Origin of the sequence: Mycolicibacterium gadium, from assembly GCF_010728925.1 — a bacterium.
Taxonomy (GTDB): Bacteria; Actinomycetota; Actinomycetes; order Mycobacteriales; family Mycobacteriaceae; genus Mycobacterium; species Mycobacterium gadium.
Genome location: NZ_AP022608.1, coordinates 5,278,644 through 5,304,796, shown reverse-complemented (window position 1 = coordinate 5,304,796; position 26,153 = coordinate 5,278,644). Strand labels below are relative to the sequence as shown.

Genomic DNA, 26,153 nt, shown 5'->3' with positions numbered 1-26,153 from the left:
GAGGAAGTCGGTTGGATACCACACGCAGCGAACCGCAGACGGTGAAGTTCCGGGTGGCCGGCGTCGACGCTGACATCACCCTGGTCGCCGACGAGTGGAACCGAGGGGCACCGTCCGCGCAGGACCGGCCGACGGTGCTGATGCTCCACGGCGGCGGCCAGAACCGCTTCTCGTGGAAGGGCACCGGGCAGATCCTGGCCGATCACGGGCTGCACGTCGTCGCTCTGGACAGCCGTGGCCACGGCGACAGTGACCGCGCACCTGATGCCAATTACACGGTGGATGCGCTGTGTAACGACACCCTGGCCGTCATCGACCAGATCGGCCGCCCGGTGATCCTGATCGGCGCGAGCATGGGCGGAATGACCGGAATGCTGGTCGCACACGCCGCCGGGCCGCAACGAGTGACCAAACTCGTGCTCGTCGACGTGGTCCCGCGCTACGAGAAGGAGGGCAGCGCCCACATTCGCGAGTTCATGGCCAGCGGCATGGATGGCTTCGCGTCGCTCGACGAGGCGGCCGACGCGGTTGCCGCATATCTTCCATACCGGACAAAGCCGCGCAGCCCTGAGGGTTTGAAGAAGAATCTGCGTTTGCGTGACGGACGCTGGTACTGGCACTGGGATCCGGCGTTTCTCACCGCACCGATGGACGACCCGTTCGTGCGGGTGGAGAAACTCGAGCGGGCGGTGATGGAATCGACGATGCCGATCCTGCTCATCCGAGGCAAGCTTTCCGACGTGGTCAGTCCTGAAGGCGTCAAAGACTTCTTGGAGAAGGTGCCCCGCGCCGAGTTCGCCGAGTTGTCCGAAGCCGGGCACACCGCAGCCGGGGACGACAACGACGCCTTCTCCGAAGTCGTAGTTCAGTTCGTCTGCAAGTGACCGTCGACCGCCGCACCGTCGGCTTCAATTTCCTCGAGGAACCGGAGTTGCCCGCGCCGCAGGTGAGCGAGGAGCAGGCCGAACAGATCCTGCGTGAGCACTACGGACTGTCGGCCAGCGCCAAATCTCTTGGCAGCCAGCAAGACCGGAACTTCACGGTGATTTCTGAAGACGGGACGATCGTCGGTGTGCTGAAGATCGCCAACCCGGCCTTCAACGCCACCGAGCTGCAGGCTCAGGACCTCGCGGCTGATCTGATCGCGTCGGCCGAACCCGGTTTGCGCGTCGCGGTTCCTCTGCCCAACACCGCAGGCGAGAAATGCACGACCATAACAGGTTTGGTCGACGGCCCCGCCTACGTTCGGTTGCTGCAGTACCTTCCCGGCGGCACCCTGCTGCAGTCGGCTTACTTGTCGCCGACAGCGGTCGCCGGTCTCGGCGAGGTCGCGGGCCGAGTAAGCCGTGCGCTCGCCGGTTTCACCCATCCCGGCCTGGACCGCATCCTGCAATGGGATCTACGGCATGGCGCCGACGTTGTCGCCGAACTGATTTCGCACGTATCGGACCCCGGACACCGGACCGCACTCGAGACGGCGACGCGTCAGGCGTGGTCGCGCATCGCGCCAATGGCCGATGACCTGCCGCGGCAGGCGGTCCACCTGGATCTCACCGATGCCAACGTGGTGGTGTCCGGCGCCCTCGCCGACGGAGTCATCGACTTCGGCGACCTGACCGACACCTGGGCGGTCAGCGAGCTCGCGATCACGGCGTCGTGTGTGCTGGGGCATGCCGGCAGCGGTCCGACGTCGGTGCTGCCGGCGATCAGGGCGTTCAACGACATTCGTCCGCTCACCGCGACGGAAGCGGACGCGCTGTGGCCGCTGTTGGTGTTGCGCACCGCGGTGCTGATCGTCAGCGGTGCACAGCAGGCGGCACTCGACCCCGACAACGACTACGTCACCGAGCAGTCCGACGGTGAATGGCGGATGTTCGAGCAGGCCATCTCGGTACCGATGGACGTCATGACCGAGGTCGTCAAGGCCGACCTGGGGCTGAGCCGGGCACCTGCGGCGCTCGAGCTGACGACGCCGCTGGTCGACGCCACAGCCGTGACGCTCGACCTGTCTACGACGGCGGATATCTACGACGACGGTGGCTGGCTCACAGCAGATCTCGAGGACTCACAGGCGCGTGCCGCGGTGCGAGACGGCGCTGAACTGGTGGTGACCGTTTACGGTCAGCCAAGGCTGAACCGGGCGCCGAAGTTGAGCCAAGACAGCCCGGCTGTCGTACCGACCGGCGTCGGGATGTGGCCGGCCACCGACATGGCGCTGCGCGCCCCGTGGGACGGCGAGGTCGCCGACGCATCCGCCGATGGCATCACCTTTCAGGGCCCCGGTTACGAGCTGATGCTCGCCGGGGTGCGTCCGGTGGCGTCGGGCAGCCTGCGCGCCGGCGAGGTCTTGGCGGAGGCGTCGGCGCACAGCTGGGTGCAGGTATCGGTGCGGCCGACAGGTGCACCTGCGGCGCCGCCATTCACGACCGCGGAGCTGGCGCCGGGATGGCTTGCGCTGACGCGAGATCCACGTCCCCTGCTCGGACTGGGCCCGACAGAGGTGGCCACGGCGCCGGATCTGCTGACGCGCCGCGACGCCAGTTTCGCGCAGGTGCAGGAGCACTATTACCGCACGCCACCTCAGATCGAGCGCGGATGGCGCAACTACCTGCTGTCGACGCGCGGCCGCTGCTATCTCGACATGGTCAACAACGTGACCGTGCTCGGTCACGCACACCCCCGCGTCGCCGCCACCGCCGCCCGTCAGCTGCGGAAGTTGAACACGAACTCACGGTTCAACTATGAGGCGGTGGTCGAGTTCAGCGAGCGGCTGGCCGCGACCCTGCCCGACCCGCTGGACACGGTGTTCCTGGTCAACTCCGGTTCGGAGGCAAGTGATCTGGCGATCAGGCTTGCGACGGCGGCAACAGGCCGCCGCGATGTGGTCGCGGTCAGGGAGGCCTATCACGGCTGGACGTACGGCACCGATGCGGTGTCGACCTCGATCGCCGACAACCCGAACGCTCTCGCGACCCGGCCGGAGTGGGTGCACACGGTGGAGTCGCCCAACAGCTTCCGCGGCAAGTATCGCGGGGCCGATGCGGTGCGGTATGCCGACGACGCGGTGCGCCAGATCGACGAACTGATCGCCGCAGGCCGCGCGCCCGCGGGGTTCATCTGCGAGAGCGTGTACGGCAATGCGGGCGGTATGGCGCTGCCCGACGGCTATCTGCAGCAGGTGTATGCGGCCGTGCGGGCGGGCGGTGGGCTCGCCATCTCCGACGAGGTGCAGGTCGGATATGGCCGTCTCGGCGAATGGTTTTGGGGTTTTCAGCAGCAGCAGGCCGTGCCCGACATCGTGTCGATCGCCAAGTCGACGGGTAACGGCTACCCGCTCGGTGCAGTGATCACCAGCCGCGATGTCGCGGACAGGTTCGCATCGCAGGGTTACTTCTTCTCGTCGACCGGCGGTAGCCCACTGTCGTGCGCGATCGGCATCACGGTGCTCGACGTACTGGAGGAAGAGGCGCTGCAGCAGAACGCCTCTCACGTCGGCGCGCATCTCAAGGCCGGGCTGCGGGCGCTCCAGCAGCGGCATCCCATCATCGGCACCGTGCACGGGATCGGGCTGTACCTCGGCGTCGAGATGATCCGTGATGAACAGACCCTCGAGCCCGCGACCGAAGAGACCGCCGCGATCTGCGACCGCATGCTCGAACTCGGCGTGATCATCCAGCCGACGGGCGATCACCTGAACATCCTGAAGACCAAGCCGCCGTTGTGCATTGACATCGAGGGCGCCGACTTCTACGTCGACACACTGGACCGGGTGCTGACCGAAGGCTTCTAGCCGGCCCCGGCTCGCGCCGACGTGCTAACACTTCATCGCTATCGACGAAGTGCAGCGAAAGTGCGAGAAAGCTGCTGCATTTCGTTGAAAGCGACACCGTTCATCGGATCGGCGGCCATCTCGGGGTTGATTTGCGTTGTGTCGATGAGTTTCATCGAGAGATGACACAAACCCCCGATCTACTGGTCACCGAATTCTGCAAGAAGTGGTCCTCGCCCGATGCCGCCGAACTGGCTTCCTACTTCGCCGAAGACGGCGTTTACCACAACGTCCCGATGGACCCGGTGACCGGACCTGAGGCGATCAAGGAGTTCATCGCCGGGTTCACGGCGGCTTTCGACGGCATCGACTTTCAGGTACACCGGCAGGTCAGCGACGGCTCCGGCACGTCGGGGATCGTGATGAACGAGCGCACCGACGTCATGCGCCGCAAGGACGGTGGTGAGATCGCACTGCCGGTGATGGGCGTCTTCGAGGTCGTCGGCGGCAGGATCGTCAAGTGGTCGGACTACTTCGACATGGCGACGGTGACGAAGGCATTCACCTAAGCCAGCAAGGGCACCGCGTCATGGCGGGTGTCGGTGAGGATCTCGAACATCGCGCGCCGGGAGGCGACGAGTTCCGATCGGGAAAATGCTTTGCCCGCCACCTGGATTCGACATGTTGCGATGGCCGAGTTGTAGCAGTACTTCTGCCCGCCGTCGGTATCGGTGTACGTCAGCCCGATGACGTCTTCGGGCTCGGCAACGATCTCCCCCTCGATCATGTGATCCCCGATCCGGCCACCGAAGGTCCACGCGAACGGTCGATAACGCGCGTGCGTTTGCAGGCTATGCAGGATCGAGCGGACCGCGAACTCCTCACCCTCGTGCCGGAACACGAACAGCGTGGCGGCCGGCGTCAGGAAACCGCCGATCGCCGCTCGCGCCGTCACGATCTCCAGGGTTGAGTCCGGCGCATTGTCGAACCCGCATATCTGACCGAAGGCATACGCCGGCGTGTGTTTGGTTCCCCAGTTGTGGTTCACGCTGCCGGTCCAGTCGTCGACGACGACGCGGGTGTCGTCGAGCTCGAGTGCTCCGTTGAACCGCGCGAGCGGATGTCGCACCGTGGTCTTCGCCGTGGGGACCCGCGCCCGGTACGCGCGCTCGGTGAGGAGCTTGACCGGTGCGTCCAGTCCGGGGGTGATCCGCAGATCCCAGCGCGCCGAGCGGTTGCCGCCGGTGACGACGCCCTGCGCGGACCGATCATCGAGGGTCGCGGCGCCGATCCGCGCGGTCCAATCGTCGTACTCGTAGGAGGTCGCGTCGAGGCTGTAGGGCTCCTTGAGGGCGCGATTGCCCGAGCCGTCGGGGTCGAACACCATCACCCAGACGTCCGCGACGGGATCCCCCGCCGTCGGCATCAGCAGCGTCTCGCGCAACCACAGCGCCTGCGGCCGATCAGGGTGGTTGGCCCGGATATACCGACTCTCGTAATAGGGGGCTTGCGCCGACATCCCAGACTTCCCAGACATCACAGCTTCAGCATCCAATACTTGAGCGGTGATGGGTGCACAGATCGCGGCCTACGTCCTCGGTGCGATCGCCATGGCAGAGGCCGTCGCTCTCGCCGTGCTCTACGTACAGCGCAACCGCGACCGAGAGGAACTCGAAGCGCTGCGCAGCCGCGTCGACACCCGAAACATGCTGCTCACCGGCGGTCGCGAAGCCGTCAAGACGGTGTGGCAGACGGCCAACATCCTGCGTAAGGACGGATTCGGCGCCGCAGTGCGGTCCTCGATCGAAGACCTCGCCGACTGGGCCGAGGTGGAACGTCCAGACCTGGCCCGGCTGGCGCCCAGCGGTCGCGTCGCGATCCTGTTCTCCGACATCGAAGAGTCGACGGCACTCAACGAACGCATCGGGGATCGCGCGTGGGTCAGGTTGATCGGCAGACACGACAAAATGGTGCGCAGGCACGTCAACAAGCATTCGGGCCACGTGGTGAAGAGCCAGGGTGACGGTTTCATGGTCGCGTTCGCCCAGCCGGATCAGGCGGTGCGATGCAGCCTCGATATCCAGCGCTCGCTTCGCAGAGAGTCCGAGAACATTCGGGTGCGAATCGGAATCCATGTGGGCAAGTCCGTGCGGCGTGGCGACGACCTGTTCGGGCGCAACGTCGCGATGGCCGCCCGAGTGGCGGGCGAGGCCGAGGGCGGTGAGGTACTGGTCAGCAAGGAGGTGCGCGACGCACTCGTTGACGGGTTCGAGTTCGACGGTGGCCGCGACGCCAGCCTCAAGGGTTTCAGTGGGACGTACCGCCTCTATGCCGTGGCGGCCTAGCTTTCGGTCTTGTCGGCTTCGGCCACGCGCTGGTGCAATCGCTCGCGAATGTCCTCTGGTGTGTACGCATTGCGCCGCCGTTGATCGCGCGCGACCAGCGCCCCGCCCGCCACGACACCGGCGACTCCGGCCAGTCCGACCCACTTCCAAATGCCACGCATACCGAGAGTCTGCCTAAGCTGCTCTCGTGAATCCAAGCTCCGTGTCGCTGGCCAAGGCGCTCGAAGAGACCCGGACCGGCGATCTCTGGCTGTTCCGGGGCACGTCGGGGCCCGACCGCGCCATTCAGACGATGAGCAACAGCCCGGTCAACCACGTCGGGATGACGATCGCCATCGAGGATTTGCCACCGCTGATCTGGCACGCCGAACTCGGCGACAAGCTCACCGACATGTGGACCGGCGGAAATCACCGGGGAGTTCAGCTCAACGATGCGCGCCAGGTCGTCGAGCGTTGGGTGCACAACTATCACCAGCGCTGCTGGATTCGTCAGATCACGCCGTACGCCACCCGCGAGCAGGAGGACCGCGCGCTGAAAGTGGTTGCCCGCATGGATGGCACACCCTTTCCCAGCACGGCGAGGCTCACCGGCCGGTGGTTTCGTGGCCGGGTGAACACCGCCGACTTCACGCGCGGACTTCCGTTCCTGCACCGGAAAGTCAGTGAAGCCACCCAGAAGAAGAAGCAGGCGAAGCTGCAAGGTGGTCTGGAGACCGCATACTGCGCCGAGACCGTCGCGATCACCTATGAGGAGATGGGATTGATGTCGACGGAAAAGAGCTACAACTGGTTCGACCCCGGCGTGTTTTGGAGCGGAGACGAGCTACCGCTGATGCCGGGTTACCAACTGGGCAAGGAAATCTCGGTCGTCGTCGACCCTCCGCGAGAGGGCTAGAGGCGCGCGAAGCACGGGTTGGCGTCCTCGTTGGGGATCGATGCGTTGTGGCTGGAGAACTTTCCGACGACTCCGGTGTCGGTCACGTCGACGCTGTCGGCATGGATCCCCAGCGGGTAATTGTCGTTCAGCTTCTTCGTCAATCCGTCCAGTGCGCCCTGCACGCCATCCTTCGGCAGCGGGCCTGTCACCTCGAGAACCTCCAGGTTCAAGTCACCGTCGGTGACGACGGGCCTGGCGGTGACGCGATTTTCGCCGGCGTCCAGGATCACCGTTCCCGCCGCGGCGTCGGTGCGCACGCCTGTGACGAGATTGCCTACGCCAGGTAGGTTTTCGGCCACGGTGTCCTTGATTCCGGCCGATGTCCAGCTGAGCGTCGCGTTGAGCGATCCGATCGTTCCTTTGGAATCTCCCGATTCGTGCAACCGCACGTCGGCGAGCGTGACTTCGGCCGTCATACCCTTGGCGCTCTGCACGCGGTTGCCGTCAGTGGTGACCGAGATGTTGGTGTAGTCGCCGGTGATGTACTGCCACAGGAAAGGCGGGTTCACGCCGAACGAAATGCCGGCGCCGTCCTCGACGACGCATTCGGCGACCTCGGCCAGAATCGTGTCCGCGCGGTGCCGGGCGTAGAGCTCGGCACCCGCGAGTCCGCCGGCAATCAGAGCAAGAACGATGACGGAAGTGAGGATCATTGTCTGAGGGTTGCGGCGGCGCGGACCGCGGGGGCGGTCGGTGAACGACGGCGGCGCCGCCACCGGCGGAATCACCTGCGTCGGCCTCGCATCGGCAGGTGACGGTGCCCGCCGGATGCGTGCGGTGAGCTGGGACCGGCGCGACGTCGGGAGCCTTTCGGTCGGCGGCTCAGGTCGTCCGGCCGACCGGAGCTTTTCGGTCGGCGGCTCCGCACGTGGGAGCCGCTGCGTCGCCGGATCAGGTGGCGGCGTGCGCCTGTCGCGCCAGTCGGGATGACCGGGACGTTGCGGCGGTGTCATTTGCGCGATTGTGCCCTAACCGGACCAGCCCAGGGGAAGTGCCGGGCGCGCCCTACGCCTGGCCCAGGGTGACCTCGGCCGTCTGATCCGCGCCGGACCGGTCGACGTAGCTGAGGGTGACAGTGTCACCGGGCGCCTTCGACCGCACCGCCGCGATCAAGGCCTCGGGGCCGTCGATCACCCGATCGTCGAGCTTGGTCACCACCACGCCGTCGGGCAGTCCCGCCTCGGCGGCGGGTCCCCCGGCGACGACCCGTGCGATGGCCGCGCCTGGACCGCCGGCGTCGCTGCTGAGCTGCACCCCCAGCGAGCCATGACTGGCCGTACCGTTCGATATCAGTTCCTGGGCGATGCGCCTGGCCTGATCCGAGGGGATCGCGAAGCCGAGGCCGATCGAACCGTTCGGCGCTCCGCCAGATTGCCCGCCGCCGCCACCGAGCGTCGCGATCGCGGAATTCACCCCGATCAGTTCACCGTTCATGTTCACCAGCGCGCCACCCGAGTTGCCCGGGTTGATGGCCGCGTCGGTCTGGATCGCGTCGAGCACCGTCGGCTGTTCGCCTCCGCCCGCGGAGACCGGTCGGTGCAGCGCGCTCACGATGCCGGTCGTCACTGTCCCCTGCAGACCCAGTGGCGAGCCGATGGCGACGACATTCTGCCCGACCTGGACGTCGGCGGACGATCCGATAGTGATCGGCGTGAGCCCGGAAACCCCCTGGGCGCGAACCACGGCGATGTCGCCTGCGGGGTCTGTCCCGACGACCTCGAAGGGCACGGTCTGACCATTGGAGAAGGAGACGGTGGCACGGGCGCCGCGCCCGTACCCCGACGCAGCCTCGGAGACCACGTGATTGTTGGTCAGGATCAGCCCGTCCGAGGTGAGGACGATGCCCGAACCTTCACCACTCGAGTTGCCCGTGTCGATCTGCAACTTGACGACACTCGGCATCACCTTGGCGGCGACCTCTTCTACCGAGCCTGCGGGCGCGCTCGCCGCGGGCCTGGTGGACGGCTCTTGAGTCACCGACTGTGCGACGGGCGCGGAGTCCGACTGACCCGCCACTACCGCCGCCCCGATCCCACCGCTGACCACGGCCACGGCGACGACTCCACCGATCGTCTTGACCCGACCATGCGAGCGACTTTTACGTTGGACCCGGATGGGGCCCGTAATCTCCTCACGCGCACTGTGATACGAATCATAGGGCTGCGTGATTACGGCTTGACCAGCGTAGCGCCAGTCATAGGGAGAGCGGTTCGTTCCTGTCGTGACGTCAGTCGGGTGCCCCTGTCCCCTAGCATGATCCGCATAAGGCGGACGGTAAGTATGTCGCGGGGCGCGCGGCGGGGTGTTGGTCATGACGTCTTAATCGCTCCTGAATCGTGGTATTGCGCAGTTGATTAGACCAGCGTGCCGTCGTCATCTGAGAGTGAACTGAGAGATACCTATGGAGAGTCGACGACTTTCCCTGTCCCGCAGCGGGGATCGAGTGAGGTCGCTCACGGGCCTGCGCGCGGTAGCGGCGCTGCTCATCGTGGGCACCCACGCGGCGTATGGCACGGGGCAGTTATCGAATAGTTATCTCGGAACACTCTATGCGCGTTTGGAAGTCGGCGTCTCCATCTTCTTTGTGCTTTCGGGTTTCCTGCTGTTCCGACCGTGGGTTCGGGCGGCCGCCGACGGAGCACCGCCACCGACGCTGCGCCGCTATGCATTTCGCCGAATTCGGCGCATCGTGCCTGCGTATCTCGTCGTGGCCCTGCTCGCGTATGCGGTGTACCAATTCCGGGACGCCGGGCCCAACCCGGGGCACACCTGGAAGGGTCTGCTGGAGCACCTCACCCTGACCCAGATCTACGAACCGGTCTACTTCTACGTTATGCATCAGGGCTTGACTCAGACCTGGAGTCTGGCAGTCGAATTCGCCTTCTATGCGGTGCTGCCGCTGCTGGCGGGGCTGCTGCTGAGGGTGCTCTGCAACGGGGCCTGGCGACCGCGGCTGGTACTGGCGGGACTTGGTTGCCTGGCTGCGGTCACACCGGCGTGGCTGTCGCTACAACACGGGACCGACTGGCTGCCGACCTCGGCGGGCATGTGGTTGCCCGCGCATCTGCTCTACTTCGCGGGCGGAATGACGCTGGCGGTGCTGCAGGTCATAGGAGCACGAGTGCCGCTGCTCATCGCCGGTGCAGTCGCGGTGGTCGGCTTCCTGATCGTCTGCACACCGACCGCCGGCGACGTCGCCACCGGCGAGGCCGCGCTGTTTCAGACCCTGGTAAAAGTCGCGCTGTACGCGGCCATCGCGTGCGCGGCCGTCGCGGCGCTGGTGCTCGGCGACGGCAACGGGTACGACCGACTATTAAATTCCGCTCCCCTCGTCTGGCTCGGCGAGATCTCCTACGAGGTCTTCCTGCTGCACGTGATCGCGATGGAGATCGTGATGGCGTCGGTACTGGATTGGCCGGTCTTCACAGGAGCGTGGGCCGTCGTCGTGGTGCTCACCGTGGCGATGACGGTTCCGGCGGCCTGGCTACTGCATCGCTGGACGCGGCCGGCCTGGGCTGGCCATAGCCGGGCCGCGAACACGCCGTCGTCGATCGCCGGCGAAGCTGTCCCCGCTTGATAGCGTCCGTGGCGATGGGCAGGGCGAACGCGTGACGATCGTGGTGATGGATGGCCCGACGGCATCCGCGCTGGCGCAGATCCTGCCATTGCTGCTGCTGACCCTGATCATCGAACTGCGTCGTACCGCGTTGCACCGCAAGGTGTCCCGTATCACTCTGGTGGCATTCTTCGTGTTGTTCGGCGTGATCGAGACAGTCTTGGTGCTGTCCATCGACGGTGAGCTCTACCCGTTCCAGTGGGGAGATCTACTGTCCGCGATCACCATCTTCGGGCTGCTCGCCGCGATTCTCGGTATCTCCCTCATGGAACCGCGCGAGTTCTGACTAGTCCAGCCCATCCCAGAACTCATTGAGTACCGCCGCGCTGCGGGCGGGATCCTCGACCATCCACCAGTGCCCCAATCCGTCGAGAACCTCGGTCCGCGCGCCGGCTCGGTCGGCTGCGCGACGGCGGATTTCGGCGGAGCCGACGTAGGTGTCCTCGGTGGCGAGAATGGACAGGCCCGGTCGTGCCGCCGCGTTCTCCAGCTCGCGACCGGCGAGCGCCAACGCCGGCTGCGCCGCCGAGCGGTACACCAGCAGGATGGCCTTGCCCAGGTCCGGGTCCTGGCCGGCAGCGATCTCGATCCCCACCTCGCTCGGCATACCGCCTAGGGCGTAGGCGGCTGCCCGATCTTCAGCAGTGCCGCCGAGGAAAGCCTCGACCATCTCCTCGCCCTCGCCGGGCGTCTGCCACACCTGCGCCAGGTCGTGCCACACGTAGTCGGAGTCGAACATCCCGACTACGTCGCTGACCCAGCTGCGGACGAGCTCGGGCCGATGCATCATCGCGTTGACCACGTGGATACCGCCGAAGTCGTGGCCGACGAGGTCGATCGGCTCGTCGATGCCCTCGAGCTGCTCCTCGAGCCAGTCGCGGTAAGCGAGGTAGGTCGCCGAGAATCCCTCGGGCAGCGGGACGCCGAACCCCGGCGGTGACAACCGCACCACGTCCTCGCGACCCAGGGCTGAGACGAGCGGGCCCCAAAGCGCTTCGGTCTCCGGATTGCCGTGCACCAGAACAATCGTCATGGGCGGCATCCTCGCACGCGCAGCGAGGCGTCCAACGCCGACATGAGCTGTGCCGAGCGGCTCTTGCCGGTGCGCGCAACGGGATACCTGCGCAGAACAGCGATCAGCGTCGGCGTCGCCGCGTCGCGGGCCTGGTCGATGTACCTGGCGCCAACATCGGGATCGTCGCCGGCCTCGATCTCGGCGATGCGGGCGGCGTTCGCCGCGGCACGAAGGATGTGCCCGACCTGGTGGTCCTGCGCAATCGGATGCAGGTAGGCGGCGGCCGCCGCGTCACCGGCGGCCTGCGCGGCCAATCGCGCAGTCTCGGTGGGAGCGGCACTCGCGGCGCGGTGGCCGTCCATGGCGGTCACGCGCTGCAGCCGACTTCTCGGCGCCCCGTTGATGAACTCCCATGCCGCCTCGATGGCCGCACGAGCACGATCATCGTCGGGCATGACACGCTCGAAATAGCGCAACACGCCTGCTGCCGACTCGGCCACGTAGCGCGCAACCTCACGCAGCTCGTCGTCAGAGAGCTCGAAATCGCCTGCCACACAACCGCCTGATTGCGATGTCGGAGCTGTCGGTCGTGGGCTCCCACTTCAAAATATGACAGACCCGGGGGCTTGCGGCAAGACCCCCTTAGTGCTGCAGACTCGTCCGACCAGACCAACCGACGGACGGAGAATGTCGTGCCAAACAGCCCGAAACCCTTTGAGCTACATGAGTCGGGCGCATTCCTGCACGGCACCAAGGCCGACCTTGCGGTCGGCGATCTGCTGGTGCCCGGGCATCGGATGAACTACGACGCGGGACGCAGCGCCAACCATGTCTATGTGACCCAGACACTCGACGCCGCCACGTGGGGAGCCGAGATGGCGGTCGGCGAGGGCCGGGGCCGCATATACCTCGTGGAACCGACGGGCCCCGTCGAGGACGATCCGAACGTGACGGACAAGCGACTCCCGGGAAACCCGACTCGCTCGTATCGCACCCGGGAGCCCGTCAGAATCGTCGGCGAGATCACCGACTGGGTGGGTCACTCCCCGGAACAGATTCAAGCCATGCGCGACACACTGGCCGACCTGGCGCAGCGCGGACTGGACGTGATCTACGACTAGAGGCGGATCCTGCAGACCGACCACGTCGCCGTCACTGACTCACGCGTTCACGATCGACCCATTTCGTCCAAGGCGACGCGCAGAGAAGTACTGGGGATCTTGACCAGCCCGCCGTAGGGCTGATCCATCTCGAGCATCATGAAGATCGGCCCGGCCAGTGCAATCGCAGCGACCAGCAATGCCGCGATCACGATTGCGTTCCGCGGTGCGAACAGCCCGAAAGTGGCAAAGATCACCGTGAGCCACCCTACGACAACAACGAAGAACGCCCATGGGAATCGGCTTCCGATTTGTTCGAAGGTCGTCCACCGCGACTGCGCAATCGTGTTGGTGCTCTCGAGCGCGTTGGAGCGCAGCCACTTCTGTCGTTCCGTCTGCGGTGAGAGTTCAAAGAGGTCCCGCTGAACCAAAATGATGCCAGGCCCACTGCCAAGCGGCGTGAGCGACACCGCACCGCCTTCCTCCGGCCAAATCTGACTTATGCGTTGTGCAAGCAGATCCTTGGCCAATGCTCGGATTGGGGCGGTCTCCGGCCCGTACTCGGCCAGAGTCCGATCAAGCATGATGAATTGTACTCCCGCACTTCGTAATTCACTCTCTTTCTCGGCGAGCGAGCTGATGGATGAGCCAGTGAGGAGCCCCAGCACCACCGCCGATAGCGTCCCGAGCGTGGCCATTATGGTTCTGATGGTGTCTCGTGACTCGCTGCTCATATGCGGGTCGGGAAGGATCTTTCCGAGGAACATCCCCAACAATGAGCCGCCGAAGATGATCGCGAAGACAACGATGCCGATCAAGATGTCTTTCACTTAGCCCCTCAACTCCCCACCGCGAGAACTCGAAGATCGTTTGCGGCCGCATTCAACGTACTGCGTGACATCCGGCGCATATCGATGATCGATGAGGTTGCCTTCTATGGCCTGGACGGTCACCCCAAGGCCCGTTACTCGGGCGGTGGCTTTGCCCCTAGACGTTGAACCGGAACTCCACCACGTCGCCGTCGGCCATCACGTAGTCCTTGCCCTCCATCCGGACCTTGCCGGCAGCCTTCGCGGCGGCCATCGATCCGGCCTCGATCAGGTCGTCGTACGAGACGATCTCGGCCTTGATGAAGCCCTTCTCGAAATCGGTGTGAATGACCCCGGCCGCCTTCGGCGCCGTGTCACCCTGGTGAATTGTCCACGCGCGCGCCTCTTTCGGGCCCGCCGTCAGATACGTCTGCAGCTTCAGGGTGTGAAAACCCGCCCGTGCCAACGCATCCAGACCGCGCTCGGTCTGGCCGATCGACTCCAACAACTCAGCGGCCGACTCCTCGTCGAGCTCCTGCAGTTCTGCTTCGATCTTGGCGTCGAGGAACACCGCATCCGCGGGCGCCACCATCTCCCGCAACTCCGCAACCCGCGCGTCATCGGTGAGCACACCCTCATCGGCGTTGAACACGTAGAGAAACGGCTTTGTGGTCAACAGGTTCAGCTCGCGCAACAGCGCTGAATCAAAACTTGCGCCGAACAACGTTGTGCCGCCGTTGAGAATCTCCTGCGCCGCCACCGCCGCGTCGTACACCGGGCGGCGGTCCTTGTGGGTCCGCGCTTCCTTCTCCAGGCGCGGCAGCGCGCGCTCCAGCGTCTGCATATCGGCGAGGATCAGCTCGGTTTCGATCACCTCGATGTCGGACTTCGGGTCGATGCGGCCGTCGACGTGCGCCACATCGTCGTCGGTGAAGACTCGGACCACCTGGCAGATCGCGTCGCTCTCGCGAATGTTGGCCAGGAACTTGTTTCCCAGACCCGCGCCCTCGGACGCGCCTTTGACTATTCCGGCGATGTCGACGAACGTGACCGGCGCATGGACGATCTTTTCCGAGCCGAACATCTTCGCGAGCTCCGTGAGCCTCGGATCGGGCAACGGGACGACACCCTCGTTCGGCTCGATCGTCGCGAACGGGTAGTTCGCCGCCAGCACGTCGTTTCGCGTCAACGCGTTGAACAGCGTCGACTTACCGACGTTCGGCAGTCCTACGATTCCGAGATTCAGGCTCACAGGGACGACAGTCTAGGAGACTGTGACGCGCTCGCCAGCAGCGCGCTCACAGCCTCGCTAAGCAATAGCCGGTACGGTCTACGTGTGTCAGCACAGCGCGCGAGGTCGGCCGTCGCGGCCGACCATCGTTCCGTGCACCCCAACATCCCGGGTGTCCCCTGGTGGGGTGCGGTGCTCATCGCCGCGACATTGATGGCGGTCGGGTTCGCCTACGACGCCGGCTCGGGCGCCAAAGAACTGACGTCGGTGTTTGCCGGCACCTATGTGGTCGGCTGTATCTTCGCGGTGCTCGCGGTGCGACAGTCCGGCGTCTTCACCGCCGTCATACAGCCGCCGCTGCTGCTGTTCGGCGCCGTCCCCAGCGCGTATTTCGTATTCACCGACAGCACGCTCTCGAATTTCAAAGACATGCTGATCAACTGCGCCTACCCGCTGATCGAACGCTTCCCGCTGATGTTCTTCACATCTGCTGTGGTGTTGCTTATAGGCATGGCCCGTTGGTACACCGGAATGTCCGCACGCCGGGGCGCGCCTGCCGCGACCGATAAGGACGAGACCAGCGAGGGCGGTTTGGGAGCCGCGTTGATTGCCAAGATGTCCACGCTGCTGGCCGGCCTCGGTTCCAAGACCAAAGCCGCCGACGCCGACGAACCGCCGCGCCGCCGAACCGCCGCAGAGCGCCCCAGCCGAGCATCGGGTCGCTCCGGCAGACCCGCAAGCCGCAACGCCCCACCGCGTTCCCGGCACGCCCGACCCCCCGAGCCGGACTACGAACCGGGAAACCGGCCGCGGCGCCCACGCCCGCGTCGACAGGCCGAGCCGCCCATGGAGCCGCCGCGCCGCAAGCCGCGGTCAGGGTCGAGCCAGCGCAGGGCGACGCCGCCGCCGGAACGACGCAGCGGATACGAGCGGCCCGAGCGTCGACGCCGCTACGACGACGACCCGCCGCTGCACGGCAGCAACGTCAGCGGCACGCATCACCCGGTGTCGCGGGTGCGCTACCGGGGATCAGAAGACGGCGACGACTATGCGCAGTACCGGCGGCCACCGCGTTCACGCGACCGGGCCGTCGAAAGCTGGGAGTACGACATCTGACCTAGACGCGGGCGGGCCGGATCTCTCTGGGCAGGGCGAAAACCAGCGTCTCGTTGGCTGTGGTGACCGGCTGCACCGTGTCGTAGCCATGCTCGGCGAGACGCTCGAGCACGCCCCGCACGAGCAGTTCCGGCACCGACGCACCCGATGTGACGCCGACGGTCGTCACCCCTTCGAGCCACGCCGGGTCGATGTCCTCGGCGTAGTCGACCAGATAGGCGGCATCGGAACCCGCGTTGAGCGCCACCTCCACCAACCGCACGGAGTTCGACGAGTTGCGTGACCCCACAACGATCACCAGCTGGCATTCCGGCGCCATGGCCTTGACCGCGACCTGGCGGTTCTGGGTGGCGTAGCAGATGTCGTCGCTGGGGGGATCCTGCAGCGTCGGGAAGCGTTCCCGCAGTCGGCGCACGGTCTCCATCGTCTCGTCCACGCTCAGCGTGGTCTGCGACAGCCAGATGATCTTGTTCTCGTCGCGGATCGTGACGTTGTCCACGGAATCGGGACCGTCTACCAACTGCACGTGATCGGGTGCCTCACCGGCGGTGCCGACCACCTCTTCGTGGCCTTCGTGACCGATCAGCAGAATGTCGTAGTCGTCCCGGGCGAAACGTTTGGCCTCGTTGTGCACCTTGGTGACCAGCGGGCAGGTGGCGTCGATGACCTTCAGATTGCGCTCGGCGGCGGTCTGATGCACCGTCGGGGCCACGCCGTGGGCGGAGAACACCACGATGGCCCCCTCGGGCACCTCGTCGGTTTCCTCGACGAAGATCGCGCCCGCCTTGGCCAGCGTCTCCACGACGTGCACGTTGTGGACGATCTCGTGGCGTACGTAGACCGGCGCGCCGTGCTTCTCCAGTGCGCGCTCCACGGTCTCGACGGCGCGGTCGACCCCGGCGCAGTAGCCGCGCGGCTCGGCCAGCAGCACCCGTTTGCCTGCGACGCCACCGGTGACCGAGCTCGAAGCGCCCGGGATCCCCATATTGATAGTCGGTGGCATGTTTCCAGGGTACTGACCCGCGGGGTAATCAGGCCAACCGTAGGGTGGAGGCCATGGCAACCGCACCATATGGGGTCCGTCTGCTGGTAGGGGCGGCAGTGACCGCCATCGAGGAAACCCGCAAGATTCCGCAGACGATACTCACGTACCCGATGACCGTGGCCAGTCAGCTTGCGCACCTCGTCATGAAAATGCAGCAGGACGTCGCTGACCTGGTGATCAAGGGCGACGAGGCACTCGAGTCGCTCTTTCCGCCGAAGGACGAGCAACCAGAGTGGGCCACCTTCGACGAGGACCTCGAGGACGCCCCTGCGACGCCGGTGGCCGACGGGGAACGCCTCACCGAGGGGCGATTCGCGCTCTTCACCGGCGGCGAACCCGCCACCGACAAGAAGTCCGAGCCCGAGCCGATCGTGCGGACGACGTCGGAGAGCGTGCCCGAGATCGTCGAGGAACTCGAATACGAGACGCTCACCCTGGCACAGCTGCGGGCACGTTTGACGACACTGCGGGTCGCGGACCTGGAGGCCCTGCTCGCGTACGAGGAAGCCTCCAAGGCTCGCGCACCCTTCCAGACGCTGCTTTCCAACAGGATCACTCGCGCGACCGCGAAGTGACGACCCCAGCCGCGCGGGAATATGACGGACGCCGAGCCGGGTAAGTCCCCCGACAACCCCTGGCCTGTTCGCGCGGTTTCCACCCGCGTCGCCAAGTACATCGACAAACTCGGCACCATTTGGGTCGAGGGCCAGATCGCCCAGCTGAACCTACGGCCCACCGTCGCGTTCATCATGCTTCGCGACCCGGCCGCTGACATGTCGCTGTCCGTGGTGTGCCCACGGGACCTGGTAGCGAACGCGCCGGTCCAACTGGCCGAGGGCGTGCAGGTCATCATGTTCGGCAAGTTGGCGTTTCACACCGCACGAGGCTCAGTCTCTTTGCGCGTCAGCGAGATTCGCGCTGTCGGCCTCGGTGAGCTGCTCGAGCGTATCGAACGATTACGCAAACTACTGGAGGCCGAGGGCCTGTTCGATCCGCGCCTCAAACGGCCGCTGCCCTTTCTGCCGCACACCATCGGACTGATCACCGGACGCGCCTCAGCCGCCGAACGCGACGTCGTCTCCGTCGCGCAAAGTCGTTGGCCCGCAGTGCGGTTTGCGATCCGCAACACGGCGGTACAGGGCCCCAGCACGGTGTCGCAGGTCGTGGAAGCGCTGCGTGAGCTAGATGCCGACCCCGACGTCGACGTCATCGTGATCGCGCGCGGCGGTGGTGACATCGACGCGCTGCTGCCCTTTTACGACGAAACGCTGTGCCGCGAGATCGCCAGGTGCACAACGCCGATCGTGAGCGCCATCGGTCACGAACCCGACAATCCGCTGTGCGATCTGGTCGCGGACGTACGCGCCGCCACACCGACCGACGCGGCCAAACGCATCGTTCCCGACGCCGCCGCCGAACAGGCCGGCATCCGGGATCTGTGCCGGCGCGGCGGTCGTGCACTGCGAAACTGGGTGCACCGTGAACAACACCACTTGGACCAGTTGCGCAGCCGGCCGGTGCTCGCCGCACCGCTGGCCGCAATCAACGCCCGCTCCGAGGAGGTACATCGCGCCCGTGCGGCGGCCCGCCGCGACATCGCCCGTCTGGTGGCTGCCGAAGCCGACCGGGTCGAGCACCTGTCGGCGCGACTGGCCACACTGGGACCCGCGGCGACCCTCGCCCGCGGCTACGCGGTGGTGCAGACTCTGCCGGATGCCAGGGTGCTGCGGACCACCGCCGACGCGCCGTCAGGCGTCCGGCTTCGGGTGCGGGTGGCCGACGGCGCGATCACAGCGGTCAGCGACGGCCCAGAAGGGGACATTGAATGAAGCCCATTAGTCAGCTGGGGTACGAAGAAGCCCGCGATGAGCTGATCGCCGTGGTGCAGCAGTTGGAGCAGGGCGGGCTCGACCTGGACACCTCGCTGAAGTTGTGGGAAAGGGGTGAGGAGCTGGCCAAACGATGCGAGGAGCACCTCGCGGGAGCGCGTAAGCGGGTGGAGGATGCGCTGGCGGCCAAGGACGCGGGAGAAAGTTGAGATCGGAACCATTTCCCGCATTGAGGGTCGAAACTGTAACACGTTTCAGTTATTCTGCTCGGCATGGGTGATTCAACGTTGACCACCGAACTCGGCCGCGTCCTCGTCACCGGTGGCTCCGGATTCGTCGGCGCCAACCTGGTGACCGAACTACTCGAGCGCGGACACGACGTCCGCTCGTTCGATCGCGCCCCCTCGCCGCTGCCCGCACAGCCGCGGCTCGAAGTCCTCGAGGGTGACATCTGCGACGAAGAGACCGTCGCCGCCGCCGTCGCCGGCGTGGACACCGTGTTCCACACCGCCGCGATCATCGACCTGATGGGCGGCGCGTCGGTCACCGAGGAATACCGCAGGCGCAGCTTCTCGGTCAACGTCACAGGCACCGAGAACCTGGTGCACGCGGCGCAGGCGGCCGGGGTGAAGCGCTTCGTCTACACCGCATCCAACAGCGTCGTGATGGGCGGCAAGAAGATCTCCGGCGGAGACGAAACCCTGCCCTACACCGAACGCTTCAACGACCTCTACACCGAGACGAAGGTGGTCGCGGAGAAGTTCGTGCTGTCGCAGAACGGTCAGGGCGGTCTGCTCACCTGCTCGATCCGGCCCAGCGGCATCTGGGGCCGCGGCGACCAGACGATGTTCCGCAAGGTTTTTGAAAGCGTGCTCGCCGGACACGTCAAGGTGCTCGTCGGCGGCAAGAACGTCAAGCTCGACAACTCCTACGTGCACAACCTGATTCACGGTTTCATCCTCGCCGCGCAGCATCTGGTGCCCGGCGGGAGCGCACCTGGGCAGGCGTACTTCATCAACGACGGCGACCCGATCAACATGTTCGAGTTCTCCCGGCCCGTCGTGGAGGCGTGCGGTCAGAAGTATCCGAAGATCCGCGTGCCTGGCCGGCTGGTGTGGTTCGCGATGACGGTGTGGCAGTGGTTCCACTTCAAGTTCGGCATCCCCAAGCCGATGATCGAACCCCTCGGCGTAGAGCGGCTGTACCTCGACAACTATTTCTCCATCGCCAAGGCGAAGCGCGACCTCGGATACGAGCCGCTGTTCACCACCGAGCAGGCGATGAAAGAGTGCCTGCCCTACTACGTGGACCTCTTCCACCAGATGAAGGCGGCGGGCAAGGAACCGGTGGTCTCCGCAGTCACTCCAGCAGTGCCGGAGGGATAGCCCCGCGGGCCGCGCCGCCTGTGCGCGCGCACATGAATATCTCCTGAGAAGCGCAGCTTTTCCAGCACGAATTGCCTTGAGACGGCATAGCGTTCGCCTTGGCCGCGCTGGAAGGAGTGCACTCATGCCGAATGGCAAACCCAACATCCTGGTCATCTGGGGCGATGACATCGGAATCAGCAACCTGAGCTGCTACAGCGACGGCCTGATGGGCTACCGCACCCCGAACATCGACCGCATCGCCGCCGAGGGCATGCGATTCACCGACTCGTACGGCGAGCAAAGCTGCACCGCAGGCCGTGCCGCTTTCATCAGTGGGCAAAGTGTCTACCGGACCGGCATGAGCAAGGTGGGCATACCCGGCGCGGACATCGGCTGGGCCGCCGAGGACCCGACGATCGCCGAACTGTTGAAGCCGCTGGGCTACGCCACGGGGCAGTTCGGCAAGAACCACTTCGGCGATCTCAACAAGTACCTGCCGACTGTGCACGGGTTCGATGAGTTCTACGGCAACCTCTACCACCTCAACGCCGAGGAGGAACCGGAGAGCTACGACTATCCGCACGAGGACCGCTACCCGCGTCTCTACAACCTCGCCAAACCCCGCGGTGTGATGAAGTGCCGGGCAATCGACGAGGTGTCGACGGAACCCGACGACCCGAAGTACGGGCCCGTTGGCAAGCAAACGATCGAGGACACCGGACCACTCGACACCAAACGGATGGAGACCATCGACGACGACATCGCCGACGCGACCGTCGACTACATCAAGCGCCAGCATGACGAGGGCAATCCGTTCTTCGTCTGGTGCAACTTCACCCACATGCACCTCTACACCCACCTCAAGCCGGAGAGCCGGGGACAGGCAGGGCTGTGGCAGTCCGAGTACCACGACGCGATGATCGACCACGACCGCAACGTCGGCACGGTGCTCGACGTCCTCGACGAACTCGGCATCGCCGAGGACACCATCGTCATCTATTCGACTGACAACGGTCCACACCGCAACACCTGGCCCGATGCAGGCACCACACCGTTCCGTAGCGAGAAGGACACCAACTGGGAGGGTGCGTTCCGGGTACCGGAACTGATCCGCTGGCCCGGCAAGATCGAGGCTGGCGCAGTGTCCAACGAGATTATCCAGCATCATGATTGGCTTCCCACCCTGCTGGCCGCGGCCGGCGATCCGGACATCAGTAACAAGCTGAAGAAGGGTTACACCATCGGGGACACCGAGTACAAGGTCCACGTCGACGGCTTCAACTTGCTGCCCTACCTGACCGGCGAAGCCGATGAGAGCCCGCGGCGCGGATTCTTCTACTTCTCCGACGACGGCGACCTGGTCGCCATGCGGTTCGAGAATTGGAAGATCGTCTTCATGGAACAGCGCTGTCAGGGCACGCTGCGGATCTGGGCGGAGCCGTTCACCCCGCTGCGGGTGCCCAAGCTGTTCAACCTGCGCACCGACCCCTTCGAGTACGCGGACATCACCTCGAACACCTACTACGAGTGGTTACTGCGTCACGACTACTTCGTGTTCTACGCGACTGCGATGGCGACGAAGTTCCTCGAGACGTTCAAAGAGTTCCGACCGCGGCACGCTCCGGCCAGCTTCAGCGTGGACCAGGCTGTCGAGAAGCTGCACGAATTTCTAGCGAAGGATTGAGACATACCCGATTCGAAACCGAACATTCTCGTCATTTGGGGCGACGACATCGGCATCCAAAACCTGAGCTGCTACAGCCGCGGCATGATGGGCTACTTCACGCCCAACATCGACCGGATCGCGGATGAAGGAATGCTCTTCACCGATTCGTACGGCGAACAGAGCTGCACGGCGGGGAGATCGTCGTTCATCACCGGACAGAGCGTGTACCGCACCGGTATGAGCAAGGTCGGCATGCCGGGTGTCGATGTCGGCTTGCAGAAAGAGGACCCGACGATCGCCGAGGTACTCAAACCGATGGGGTACGCCACCGGACAGTTCGGCAAGAACCACCTGGGCGACCTCAACAAGTTCTTGCCGACCGCCCACGGATTTGATGAATTCTTCGGAAACCTGTACCACCTCAACGCCGAAGAGGAACCCGAGCACGAGGACTATCCGACGGCCGAGGAGGCGCCACTCCTGCGCAAGGCACTACTGCCTCGCGGCGTCATCCACTCGTGGGCGACGGAGGAGGACTCGGGCGAGGTCGACGAGCGGTACGGCCCGGTGGGCAAGCAACGCATTGAGGACACCGGCCCGCTGACCAAAAAGCGGATGGAGACCGTCGACGACGAAACCACTACGGCGTGTGCCGATTTCATCCGACGTCAACACGAGGCGGATACCCCGTTCTTCGTCTGGATGAACATGACCCACATGCACTTCCGGACCCACACCAAGCCCGAGAGCCGCGGACAGGCCGGTCGCTGGCAATCGCCGTACCACGACACGATGATCGACCACGACCGCAACGTCGGCACACTGCTCGATCTCCTCGATGAGCTGGGCATCGCCGAGGACACCATCGTCATCTACAGCACCGACAATGGGCCACATGCCAACAGCTGGCCGGACGGTGCCACCACGCCATTCCGCAGCGAGAAGGCCACCAACTGGGAGGGCGCATTCCGCATTCCAGAAATGATTCGCTGGCCGGGAAAGATCAAGCCGGGTTCGGTGTCGAACGAGATTGTGCAACACCACGACTGGCTACCCACCTTCGCCGCCGCAGCGGGCGACCCCGACATCGTCGAGAAGCTGAAGAAGGGCCACAAGGCCGGCGCCGACGGAAACACCGAATACAAGGTGCACATCGACGGATACAACCTGCTGCCGTATCTCACCGGTGAAGTCGACGAGAGCCCGCGGCGCGGATTGATCTACTTCTCCGACGACGGCGATGTGCTGGGCATCCGGTTCGACAACTGGAAGATCGTCTTCATGGAACAGCGCTGCCCCGGCACGCTGCAGGTGTGGTTTGAACCCTTCACCAAACTCCGCGCACCGAAACTGTTCAATCTCCGGACTGATCCATTCGAACACGCGGACATCACGTCGAACACGTACTGGGACTGGATGATCGACCGCCTCTTCCTGATGTTCTACGGATCGGCCCTGGTGAACCGGTTCCTGGAGACGTTCAAGGAGTTTCCGCCGCGCCAGGAGCCGGCGTCCTTCACGATCAACAACGCCGTCGAGGAGCTGGAGAAGTTTCTCGCGTCTCGGGGCGGCTGATGCTCGACACGTGGACCGACGGACCCACGAAGTCGGCGATCGTCGACTTCGTGGGACGGGTCACCACCGAGGGCCCGAATTTCGTCGTACCCGAAGAGCGCGTCGCGGTCTTCGACAACGACGGCACGCTGTGGTGCGAGAAGCCGATGTACATCCAGCTCGACTTCATCGTGCGCCGGCTCGCGGAGAAAGCGGCGGCCGACGGGTCGTTGGCCGATCAGCAGCCGTACAAGGCGGCCGTCGCGGGTGATCTGCAATGGTTCGGCGGGGCCATCACCAAGCACTACCAGGGCGACGACACCGACCTGAAAGTGCTTGCGGGCGGGATCATGTCGTTGCATGCGTCGATGACGGTCGACGATCATGCGGCGCTGGTCGGCAAGTTCTACGCCGAGGCCAATCACCCCACCCTCGGTCGCCCATACCTGAACTGCACCTACACCCCCATGGTCGAACTGCTGCGATACCTCGAGACCAACGGGTTCACGTGCTACATCGTGTCGGGCGGCGGCCGAGATTTCATGCGCCCCGTCACCTCGCAGATTTACGGCATACCGCCTGAACGCGTCGTGGGCACCGCGCAGAATCTGAAGTTCGAGGGGGCGGACGGTCACGGTGAGCTGTTGATTCAACCGGCACTCGATGTGTTCGACGACGGACCCGAGAAGCCGGTTCGCATCTGGAGCCGGATCGGCCGCCGCCCCATCTTGTCGGCCGGCAACTCGAACGGCGACGACGAGATGCTGCACTATTCCGGTAAACCGGGAGCCGCGGCTATGCGACTGGTGGTGTTGCACGACGACGGCGAACGCGAGTTCGACTACACCGCGGGGGCAGAGCGCATCCTGGACCATGCCGATCAGTTCGGCTGGACCGTCGTGAGCATGAAGAACGACTGGACGACCGTCTTCGGTGACTGACGAACTCGTCTGGATTCCAGCGCAGACGGCAACGCTGGGCTCCGATCGTCATTATCCGGAGGAAGCGCCTGCGCGGTCCGTCGGTGTCGACGGCTTTTGGATCATGACGAAAGCCGTTACGAATGCTCAGTTCGCCGAGTTCGTCGATGCCACAGGATATCTCACGGTCGCTGAACGGCCCGTGAACGCCGCGGACTATCCGCAGGCACCGCCGGAGAATCTGCAGCCGGGATCGATGGTGTTCACCCGGACGACGGGACCTGTGGACCTCCGACACCTCAACCTGTGGTGGACCTGGACGCCGGGGGCGGCGTGGCGCCGTCCCGTCGGTCCGCTGTCTTCGATCGACAAGCGCGCAGATCACCCCGTGGTGCATGTCGCCTACGAAGACGCAGAAGCCTATGCGGGGTGGGCGGGCATGTCCCTGCCGACCGAGGCCGAATGGGAAACCGCCGCACGGGGTGGGCTGAGCGAGGCGGAATACACGTGGGGCGACGAGGCGGAATCGCCGGGCGAGCCGCTGGCGAACTACTGGCACGGCGATTTCCCCTGGCGGCCCGACAAAGGCTATGGCCGCACCGCACCGGTCGGCAGTTATCCACCCAACGGTTACGGACTTTTCGACATGGCCGGCAACGTGTGGGAGTGGACCAGTGATTGGTACGGCGAGACCCGTGACGATCAACCCTGTTGTGCTTCGGACAGTTACGACCCGAGGCAGCCGCAGTTTCAGGTGCCTCGCAAAGTGGTCAAGGGTGGCTCTTTTCTATGCGCCGACGTCTACTGCCTTCGCTATCGCCCCGCTGCGCGGCGTCCCCAAGCCGTCGATACCGGCATGAGCCACATCGGCTTTCGGTGCATCAAGCGCTAGTTTCCCCACGCTCGATCCATGCGCGCCCAGCGTCGACGGCGTCCTCCAACGCGCCGAAGACCTTGGTGCTCGCCGGTATCAGACCGTCCTGACCCACCACGTCCCCGATGCCCGCGCGCTGCATTACGTGTAGCGCGGCAGGGCTGAGCCCGGCGATGATCAGGCGGCCGCCGCGCGAGTGCAGGTCGGTGGCCCATTTGTTCAGTGCATGGACGACTTTCGATGACGGAACGTCGGGCAGGGCGGCCATGCTCAGCACCACGACCGCATTCCGCGACCCGGACACGTCGGGCCACTCCTCGTCGATGCGAGGTACTTCAGCGAACAGACCGACGCCCGCGTAATGCAGGACGGCGACCTCGTTGTTCGGTAGGGCGGCGGGTACCGGTGCCCGCTCCCATCCATACCCGACAGGCCGTAACGCGATCAACTGTGCCGACTGCGCGGCCTTTACGCAGTAGAGCACCAGCGACGTGATCGCTCCGATCAGGATCGCGGTGTGCAGAGGCAATTGCGTGGTAGCGGCGAAGGTGATCAGCATCGCCACTGCCGACAACGGTGCGGTGCGCAGCACCAGCACGATATCGTCCCGGCGCCCCATCACCAGCTCCAGCCCTATGACCAGGATCAGGCCACCAATGACCGGCATCGGTATCAGTTCTGCCAGGGAACCGGCAACCAATACCAGTGCGGCCAGCCATATTCCGGCGAAGATGCCCGTCCATCGGGTTTGGGCACCGGCGGAGACGGCCACTCCGGTTCTGGACAGCGAGCCGCCCGTCGGCAAGGCGCCGAAGAAGCCGCCGGCCAGGTTCGCCGCCCCTTGGGCGACGAAATCGCCGTTGGTACTGGGCCGGCGGCCGTCCGGATTCGGGACGGCCGCCGAGATACCGGCGGCTTGTGCGAGTCCGACAAGCGCGACGGCCAGCCCCCGGCCAACAG

Annotated in this window: 27 protein-coding genes; 17 read left to right on the top strand and 10 right to left on the bottom strand. The window is 65.1% G+C overall.

What is annotated here, in order from left to right; translation table 11 throughout:
• Positions 1-11 precede the first annotated feature (11 nt).
• The 3 genes from G6N36_RS26185 (at position 12) to G6N36_RS26175 (ending at position 4,338) form a co-directional block, all read left to right on the top strand.
• On the top strand, positions 12-884 hold the full coding sequence (locus G6N36_RS26185) for an alpha/beta fold hydrolase (protein WP_163689621.1): 873 nt from the start codon (positions 12-14) through the stop codon (positions 882-884).
• Complete coding sequence (locus tag G6N36_RS26180; RefSeq protein ID WP_163689620.1) at positions 881-3,790, top strand: aminotransferase; 2,910 nt, start codon at positions 881-883, stop codon at positions 3,788-3,790. The genes G6N36_RS26185 and G6N36_RS26180 overlap by 4 nt, the downstream gene beginning before the upstream one ends.
• A 161-nt stretch (positions 3,791-3,951) precedes the next feature.
• Positions 3,952-4,338 (top strand): nuclear transport factor 2 family protein, encoded by a 387-nt coding sequence (locus G6N36_RS26175; RefSeq protein ID WP_163689619.1) that lies wholly within the window; start codon positions 3,952-3,954, stop codon positions 4,336-4,338.
• On the opposite strand, the gene G6N36_RS26170 is transcribed toward G6N36_RS26175, so the two are convergent.
• The gene (locus G6N36_RS26170; RefSeq protein WP_163689618.1) at positions 4,335-5,306 is read right to left on the bottom strand and encodes a hypothetical protein; all 972 of its coding nucleotides are present in this window, start codon (positions 5,304-5,306) and stop codon (positions 4,335-4,337) included. The genes G6N36_RS26175 and G6N36_RS26170 overlap by 4 nt on opposite strands.
• Positions 5,307-5,337: 31 nt before the next feature.
• Between G6N36_RS26170 and G6N36_RS26165 the strand changes: the two genes are divergently transcribed.
• A complete protein-coding gene (locus G6N36_RS26165) occupies positions 5,338-6,114 on the top strand; it encodes an adenylate/guanylate cyclase domain-containing protein (protein ID WP_163690921.1) in 777 nt (258 codons plus the stop codon).
• Here G6N36_RS26165 and G6N36_RS29475 read toward each other — a convergent pair.
• Positions 6,111-6,275, bottom strand: coding sequence for a hypothetical protein (locus tag G6N36_RS29475; protein ID WP_170311142.1), 165 nt, complete (start codon positions 6,273-6,275; stop codon positions 6,111-6,113). The genes G6N36_RS26165 and G6N36_RS29475 overlap by 4 nt on opposite strands.
• Positions 6,276-6,316: 41 nt before the next feature.
• On the opposite strand from G6N36_RS29475, the gene G6N36_RS26160 reads away from it, so the two are divergent.
• On the top strand, positions 6,317-7,009 hold the full coding sequence (locus tag G6N36_RS26160) for a guanylate cyclase (protein WP_163690922.1): 693 nt from the start codon (positions 6,317-6,319) through the stop codon (positions 7,007-7,009).
• Here G6N36_RS26160 and G6N36_RS26155 read toward each other — a convergent pair.
• Together G6N36_RS26155 and G6N36_RS26150 are read right to left on the bottom strand one after the other, a co-directional pair.
• Positions 7,006-8,004 carry an LmeA family phospholipid-binding protein gene (locus tag G6N36_RS26155; protein ID WP_235690185.1) on the bottom strand — a complete coding sequence of 333 codons (999 nt, stop codon included), beginning with the start codon at positions 8,002-8,004 and terminating at the stop codon, positions 7,006-7,008. The two genes, G6N36_RS26160 and G6N36_RS26155, sit on opposite strands and share 4 nt — an antisense overlap.
• Before the next feature lie 52 nt (positions 8,005-8,056).
• A complete protein-coding gene (locus G6N36_RS26150; RefSeq protein WP_163689617.1) occupies positions 8,057-9,364 on the bottom strand; it encodes a S1C family serine protease in 1,308 nt (435 codons plus the stop codon).
• Between the two features lie 88 nt (positions 9,365-9,452).
• On the opposite strand from G6N36_RS26150, the gene G6N36_RS26145 reads away from it, so the two are divergent.
• Together G6N36_RS26145 and G6N36_RS26140 are read left to right on the top strand one after the other, a co-directional pair.
• The gene (locus G6N36_RS26145; RefSeq protein WP_163689616.1) at positions 9,453-10,628 is read left to right on the top strand and encodes an acyltransferase family protein; all 1,176 of its coding nucleotides are present in this window, start codon (positions 9,453-9,455) and stop codon (positions 10,626-10,628) included.
• A gap of 31 nt (positions 10,629-10,659) precedes the next feature.
• Positions 10,660-10,953, top strand: coding sequence for a hypothetical protein (locus G6N36_RS26140; protein ID WP_179964874.1), 294 nt, complete (start codon positions 10,660-10,662; stop codon positions 10,951-10,953).
• Here the strand turns inward: G6N36_RS26140 and G6N36_RS26135 are convergent, their stop codons facing one another.
• On the bottom strand, positions 10,954-11,700 hold the full coding sequence (locus G6N36_RS26135) for an alpha/beta fold hydrolase (RefSeq protein WP_163689615.1): 747 nt from the start codon (positions 11,698-11,700) through the stop codon (positions 10,954-10,956).
• A complete protein-coding gene (locus G6N36_RS26130; RefSeq protein ID WP_163689614.1) occupies positions 11,697-12,236 on the bottom strand; it encodes a putative immunity protein in 540 nt (179 codons plus the stop codon). The genes G6N36_RS26135 and G6N36_RS26130 overlap by 4 nt, the downstream gene beginning before the upstream one ends.
• 138 nt (positions 12,237-12,374) lie before the next feature.
• Here G6N36_RS26130 and arr point away from each other — a divergent pair, with 138 nt between their 5' ends.
• The gene (arr, locus tag G6N36_RS26125) at positions 12,375-12,803 is read left to right on the top strand and encodes an NAD(+)--rifampin ADP-ribosyltransferase (protein ID WP_163689613.1); all 429 of its coding nucleotides are present in this window, start codon (positions 12,375-12,377) and stop codon (positions 12,801-12,803) included.
• A gap of 47 nt (positions 12,804-12,850) precedes the next feature.
• Here the strand turns inward: arr and G6N36_RS26120 are convergent, their stop codons facing one another.
• Positions 12,851-13,612: a bestrophin-like domain gene (locus G6N36_RS26120; protein WP_163689612.1), complete on the bottom strand. Its 762-nt coding sequence runs from the start codon at positions 13,610-13,612 to the stop codon at positions 12,851-12,853.
• Between the two features lie 157 nt (positions 13,613-13,769).
• Entirely contained in the window at positions 13,770-14,843 is a 1,074-nt protein-coding gene (gene ychF, locus G6N36_RS26115; RefSeq protein ID WP_163689611.1) for a redox-regulated ATPase YchF, read from the bottom strand.
• An 84-nt stretch (positions 14,844-14,927) separates the two neighbouring features.
• Here ychF and G6N36_RS26110 point away from each other — a divergent pair, with 84 nt between their 5' ends.
• Positions 14,928-15,938, top strand: a complete 1,011-nt coding sequence (locus G6N36_RS26110; RefSeq protein WP_163689610.1) for a DUF6542 domain-containing protein — start codon at positions 14,928-14,930, stop codon at positions 15,936-15,938.
• A gap of 1 nt (position 15,939) precedes the next feature.
• On the opposite strand, the gene G6N36_RS26105 is transcribed toward G6N36_RS26110, so the two are convergent.
• Complete coding sequence (locus tag G6N36_RS26105; RefSeq protein WP_163689609.1) at positions 15,940-16,941, bottom strand: 4-hydroxy-3-methylbut-2-enyl diphosphate reductase; 1,002 nt, start codon at positions 16,939-16,941, stop codon at positions 15,940-15,942.
• A 53-nt stretch (positions 16,942-16,994) separates the two neighbouring features.
• On the opposite strand from G6N36_RS26105, the gene G6N36_RS26100 reads away from it, so the two are divergent.
• From G6N36_RS26100 to G6N36_RS26065, 8 genes are all read left to right on the top strand, one after another.
• The gene (locus tag G6N36_RS26100) at positions 16,995-17,558 is read left to right on the top strand and encodes a lipid droplet-associated protein (RefSeq protein ID WP_163689608.1); all 564 of its coding nucleotides are present in this window, start codon (positions 16,995-16,997) and stop codon (positions 17,556-17,558) included.
• A 21-nt stretch (positions 17,559-17,579) separates the two neighbouring features.
• Positions 17,580-18,812 carry an exodeoxyribonuclease VII large subunit gene (gene xseA, locus G6N36_RS26095; RefSeq protein ID WP_163689607.1) on the top strand — a complete coding sequence of 411 codons (1,233 nt, stop codon included), beginning with the start codon at positions 17,580-17,582 and terminating at the stop codon, positions 18,810-18,812.
• Positions 18,809-19,021, top strand: coding sequence for an exodeoxyribonuclease VII small subunit (locus G6N36_RS26090; protein WP_083126765.1), 213 nt, complete (start codon positions 18,809-18,811; stop codon positions 19,019-19,021). Before xseA ends, G6N36_RS26090 begins: the two co-directional genes overlap by 4 nt.
• Before the next feature lie 63 nt (positions 19,022-19,084).
• Positions 19,085-20,197: a 3-beta-hydroxysteroid dehydrogenase gene (locus G6N36_RS26085; RefSeq protein WP_163689606.1), complete on the top strand. Its 1,113-nt coding sequence runs from the start codon at positions 19,085-19,087 to the stop codon at positions 20,195-20,197.
• A 124-nt stretch (positions 20,198-20,321) separates the two neighbouring features.
• Positions 20,322-21,863 (top strand): arylsulfatase, encoded by a 1,542-nt coding sequence (locus G6N36_RS26080; RefSeq protein ID WP_163689605.1) that lies wholly within the window; start codon positions 20,322-20,324, stop codon positions 21,861-21,863.
• A 3-nt stretch (positions 21,864-21,866) separates the two neighbouring features.
• Positions 21,867-23,420, top strand: a complete 1,554-nt coding sequence (locus G6N36_RS26075; protein WP_163690918.1) for an arylsulfatase — start codon at positions 21,867-21,869, stop codon at positions 23,418-23,420.
• A complete protein-coding gene (locus G6N36_RS26070; protein ID WP_163689604.1) occupies positions 23,420-24,340 on the top strand; it encodes an HAD family hydrolase in 921 nt (306 codons plus the stop codon). Before G6N36_RS26075 ends, G6N36_RS26070 begins: the two co-directional genes overlap by 1 nt.
• Positions 24,333-25,211: a formylglycine-generating enzyme family protein gene (locus G6N36_RS26065; protein ID WP_163689603.1), complete on the top strand. Its 879-nt coding sequence runs from the start codon at positions 24,333-24,335 to the stop codon at positions 25,209-25,211. Before G6N36_RS26070 ends, G6N36_RS26065 begins: the two co-directional genes overlap by 8 nt.
• On the opposite strand, the gene G6N36_RS30165 is transcribed toward G6N36_RS26065, so the two are convergent.
• A complete protein-coding gene (locus tag G6N36_RS30165; protein WP_264001349.1) occupies positions 25,201-26,100 on the bottom strand; it encodes a SulP family inorganic anion transporter in 900 nt (299 codons plus the stop codon). The two genes, G6N36_RS26065 and G6N36_RS30165, sit on opposite strands and share 11 nt — an antisense overlap.
• Positions 26,101-26,153 lie beyond the last annotated feature (53 nt).

Coding starts and splice junctions, on each gene's coding strand:
- G6N36_RS26155 (WP_235690185.1), bottom strand. CDS start 8,004: ATGACACCGCCGCAACGTCCCGGTCATCCCGACTGGCGCGACAGGCGC.
- G6N36_RS26135 (WP_163689615.1), bottom strand. CDS start 11,700: ATGACGATTGTTCTGGTGCACGGCAATCCGGAGACCGAAGCGCTTTGG.
- G6N36_RS26070 (WP_163689604.1), top strand. CDS start 23,420: ATGCTCGACACGTGGACCGACGGACCCACGAAGTCGGCGATCGTCGAC.
- G6N36_RS26085 (WP_163689606.1), top strand. CDS start 19,085: ATGGGTGATTCAACGTTGACCACCGAACTCGGCCGCGTCCTCGTCACC.
- G6N36_RS26080 (WP_163689605.1), top strand. CDS start 20,322: ATGCCGAATGGCAAACCCAACATCCTGGTCATCTGGGGCGATGACATC.
- G6N36_RS26105 (WP_163689609.1), bottom strand. CDS start 16,941: ATGCCACCGACTATCAATATGGGGATCCCGGGCGCTTCGAGCTCGGTC.
- G6N36_RS26170 (WP_163689618.1), bottom strand. CDS start 5,306: ATGTCTGGGAAGTCTGGGATGTCGGCGCAAGCCCCCTATTACGAGAGT.
- G6N36_RS26175 (WP_163689619.1), top strand. CDS start 3,952: ATGACACAAACCCCCGATCTACTGGTCACCGAATTCTGCAAGAAGTGG.
- G6N36_RS26145 (WP_163689616.1), top strand. CDS start 9,453: ATGGAGAGTCGACGACTTTCCCTGTCCCGCAGCGGGGATCGAGTGAGG.
- G6N36_RS26100 (WP_163689608.1), top strand. CDS start 16,995: ATGGCAACCGCACCATATGGGGTCCGTCTGCTGGTAGGGGCGGCAGTG.
- xseA (WP_163689607.1), top strand. CDS start 17,580: ATGACGGACGCCGAGCCGGGTAAGTCCCCCGACAACCCCTGGCCTGTT.
- G6N36_RS26150 (WP_163689617.1), bottom strand. CDS start 9,364: ATGACCAACACCCCGCCGCGCGCCCCGCGACATACTTACCGTCCGCCT.
- G6N36_RS26165 (WP_163690921.1), top strand. CDS start 5,338: ATGGGTGCACAGATCGCGGCCTACGTCCTCGGTGCGATCGCCATGGCA.
- G6N36_RS29475 (WP_170311142.1), bottom strand. CDS start 6,275: ATGCGTGGCATTTGGAAGTGGGTCGGACTGGCCGGAGTCGCCGGTGTC.
- G6N36_RS26090 (WP_083126765.1), top strand. CDS start 18,809: ATGAAGCCCATTAGTCAGCTGGGGTACGAAGAAGCCCGCGATGAGCTG.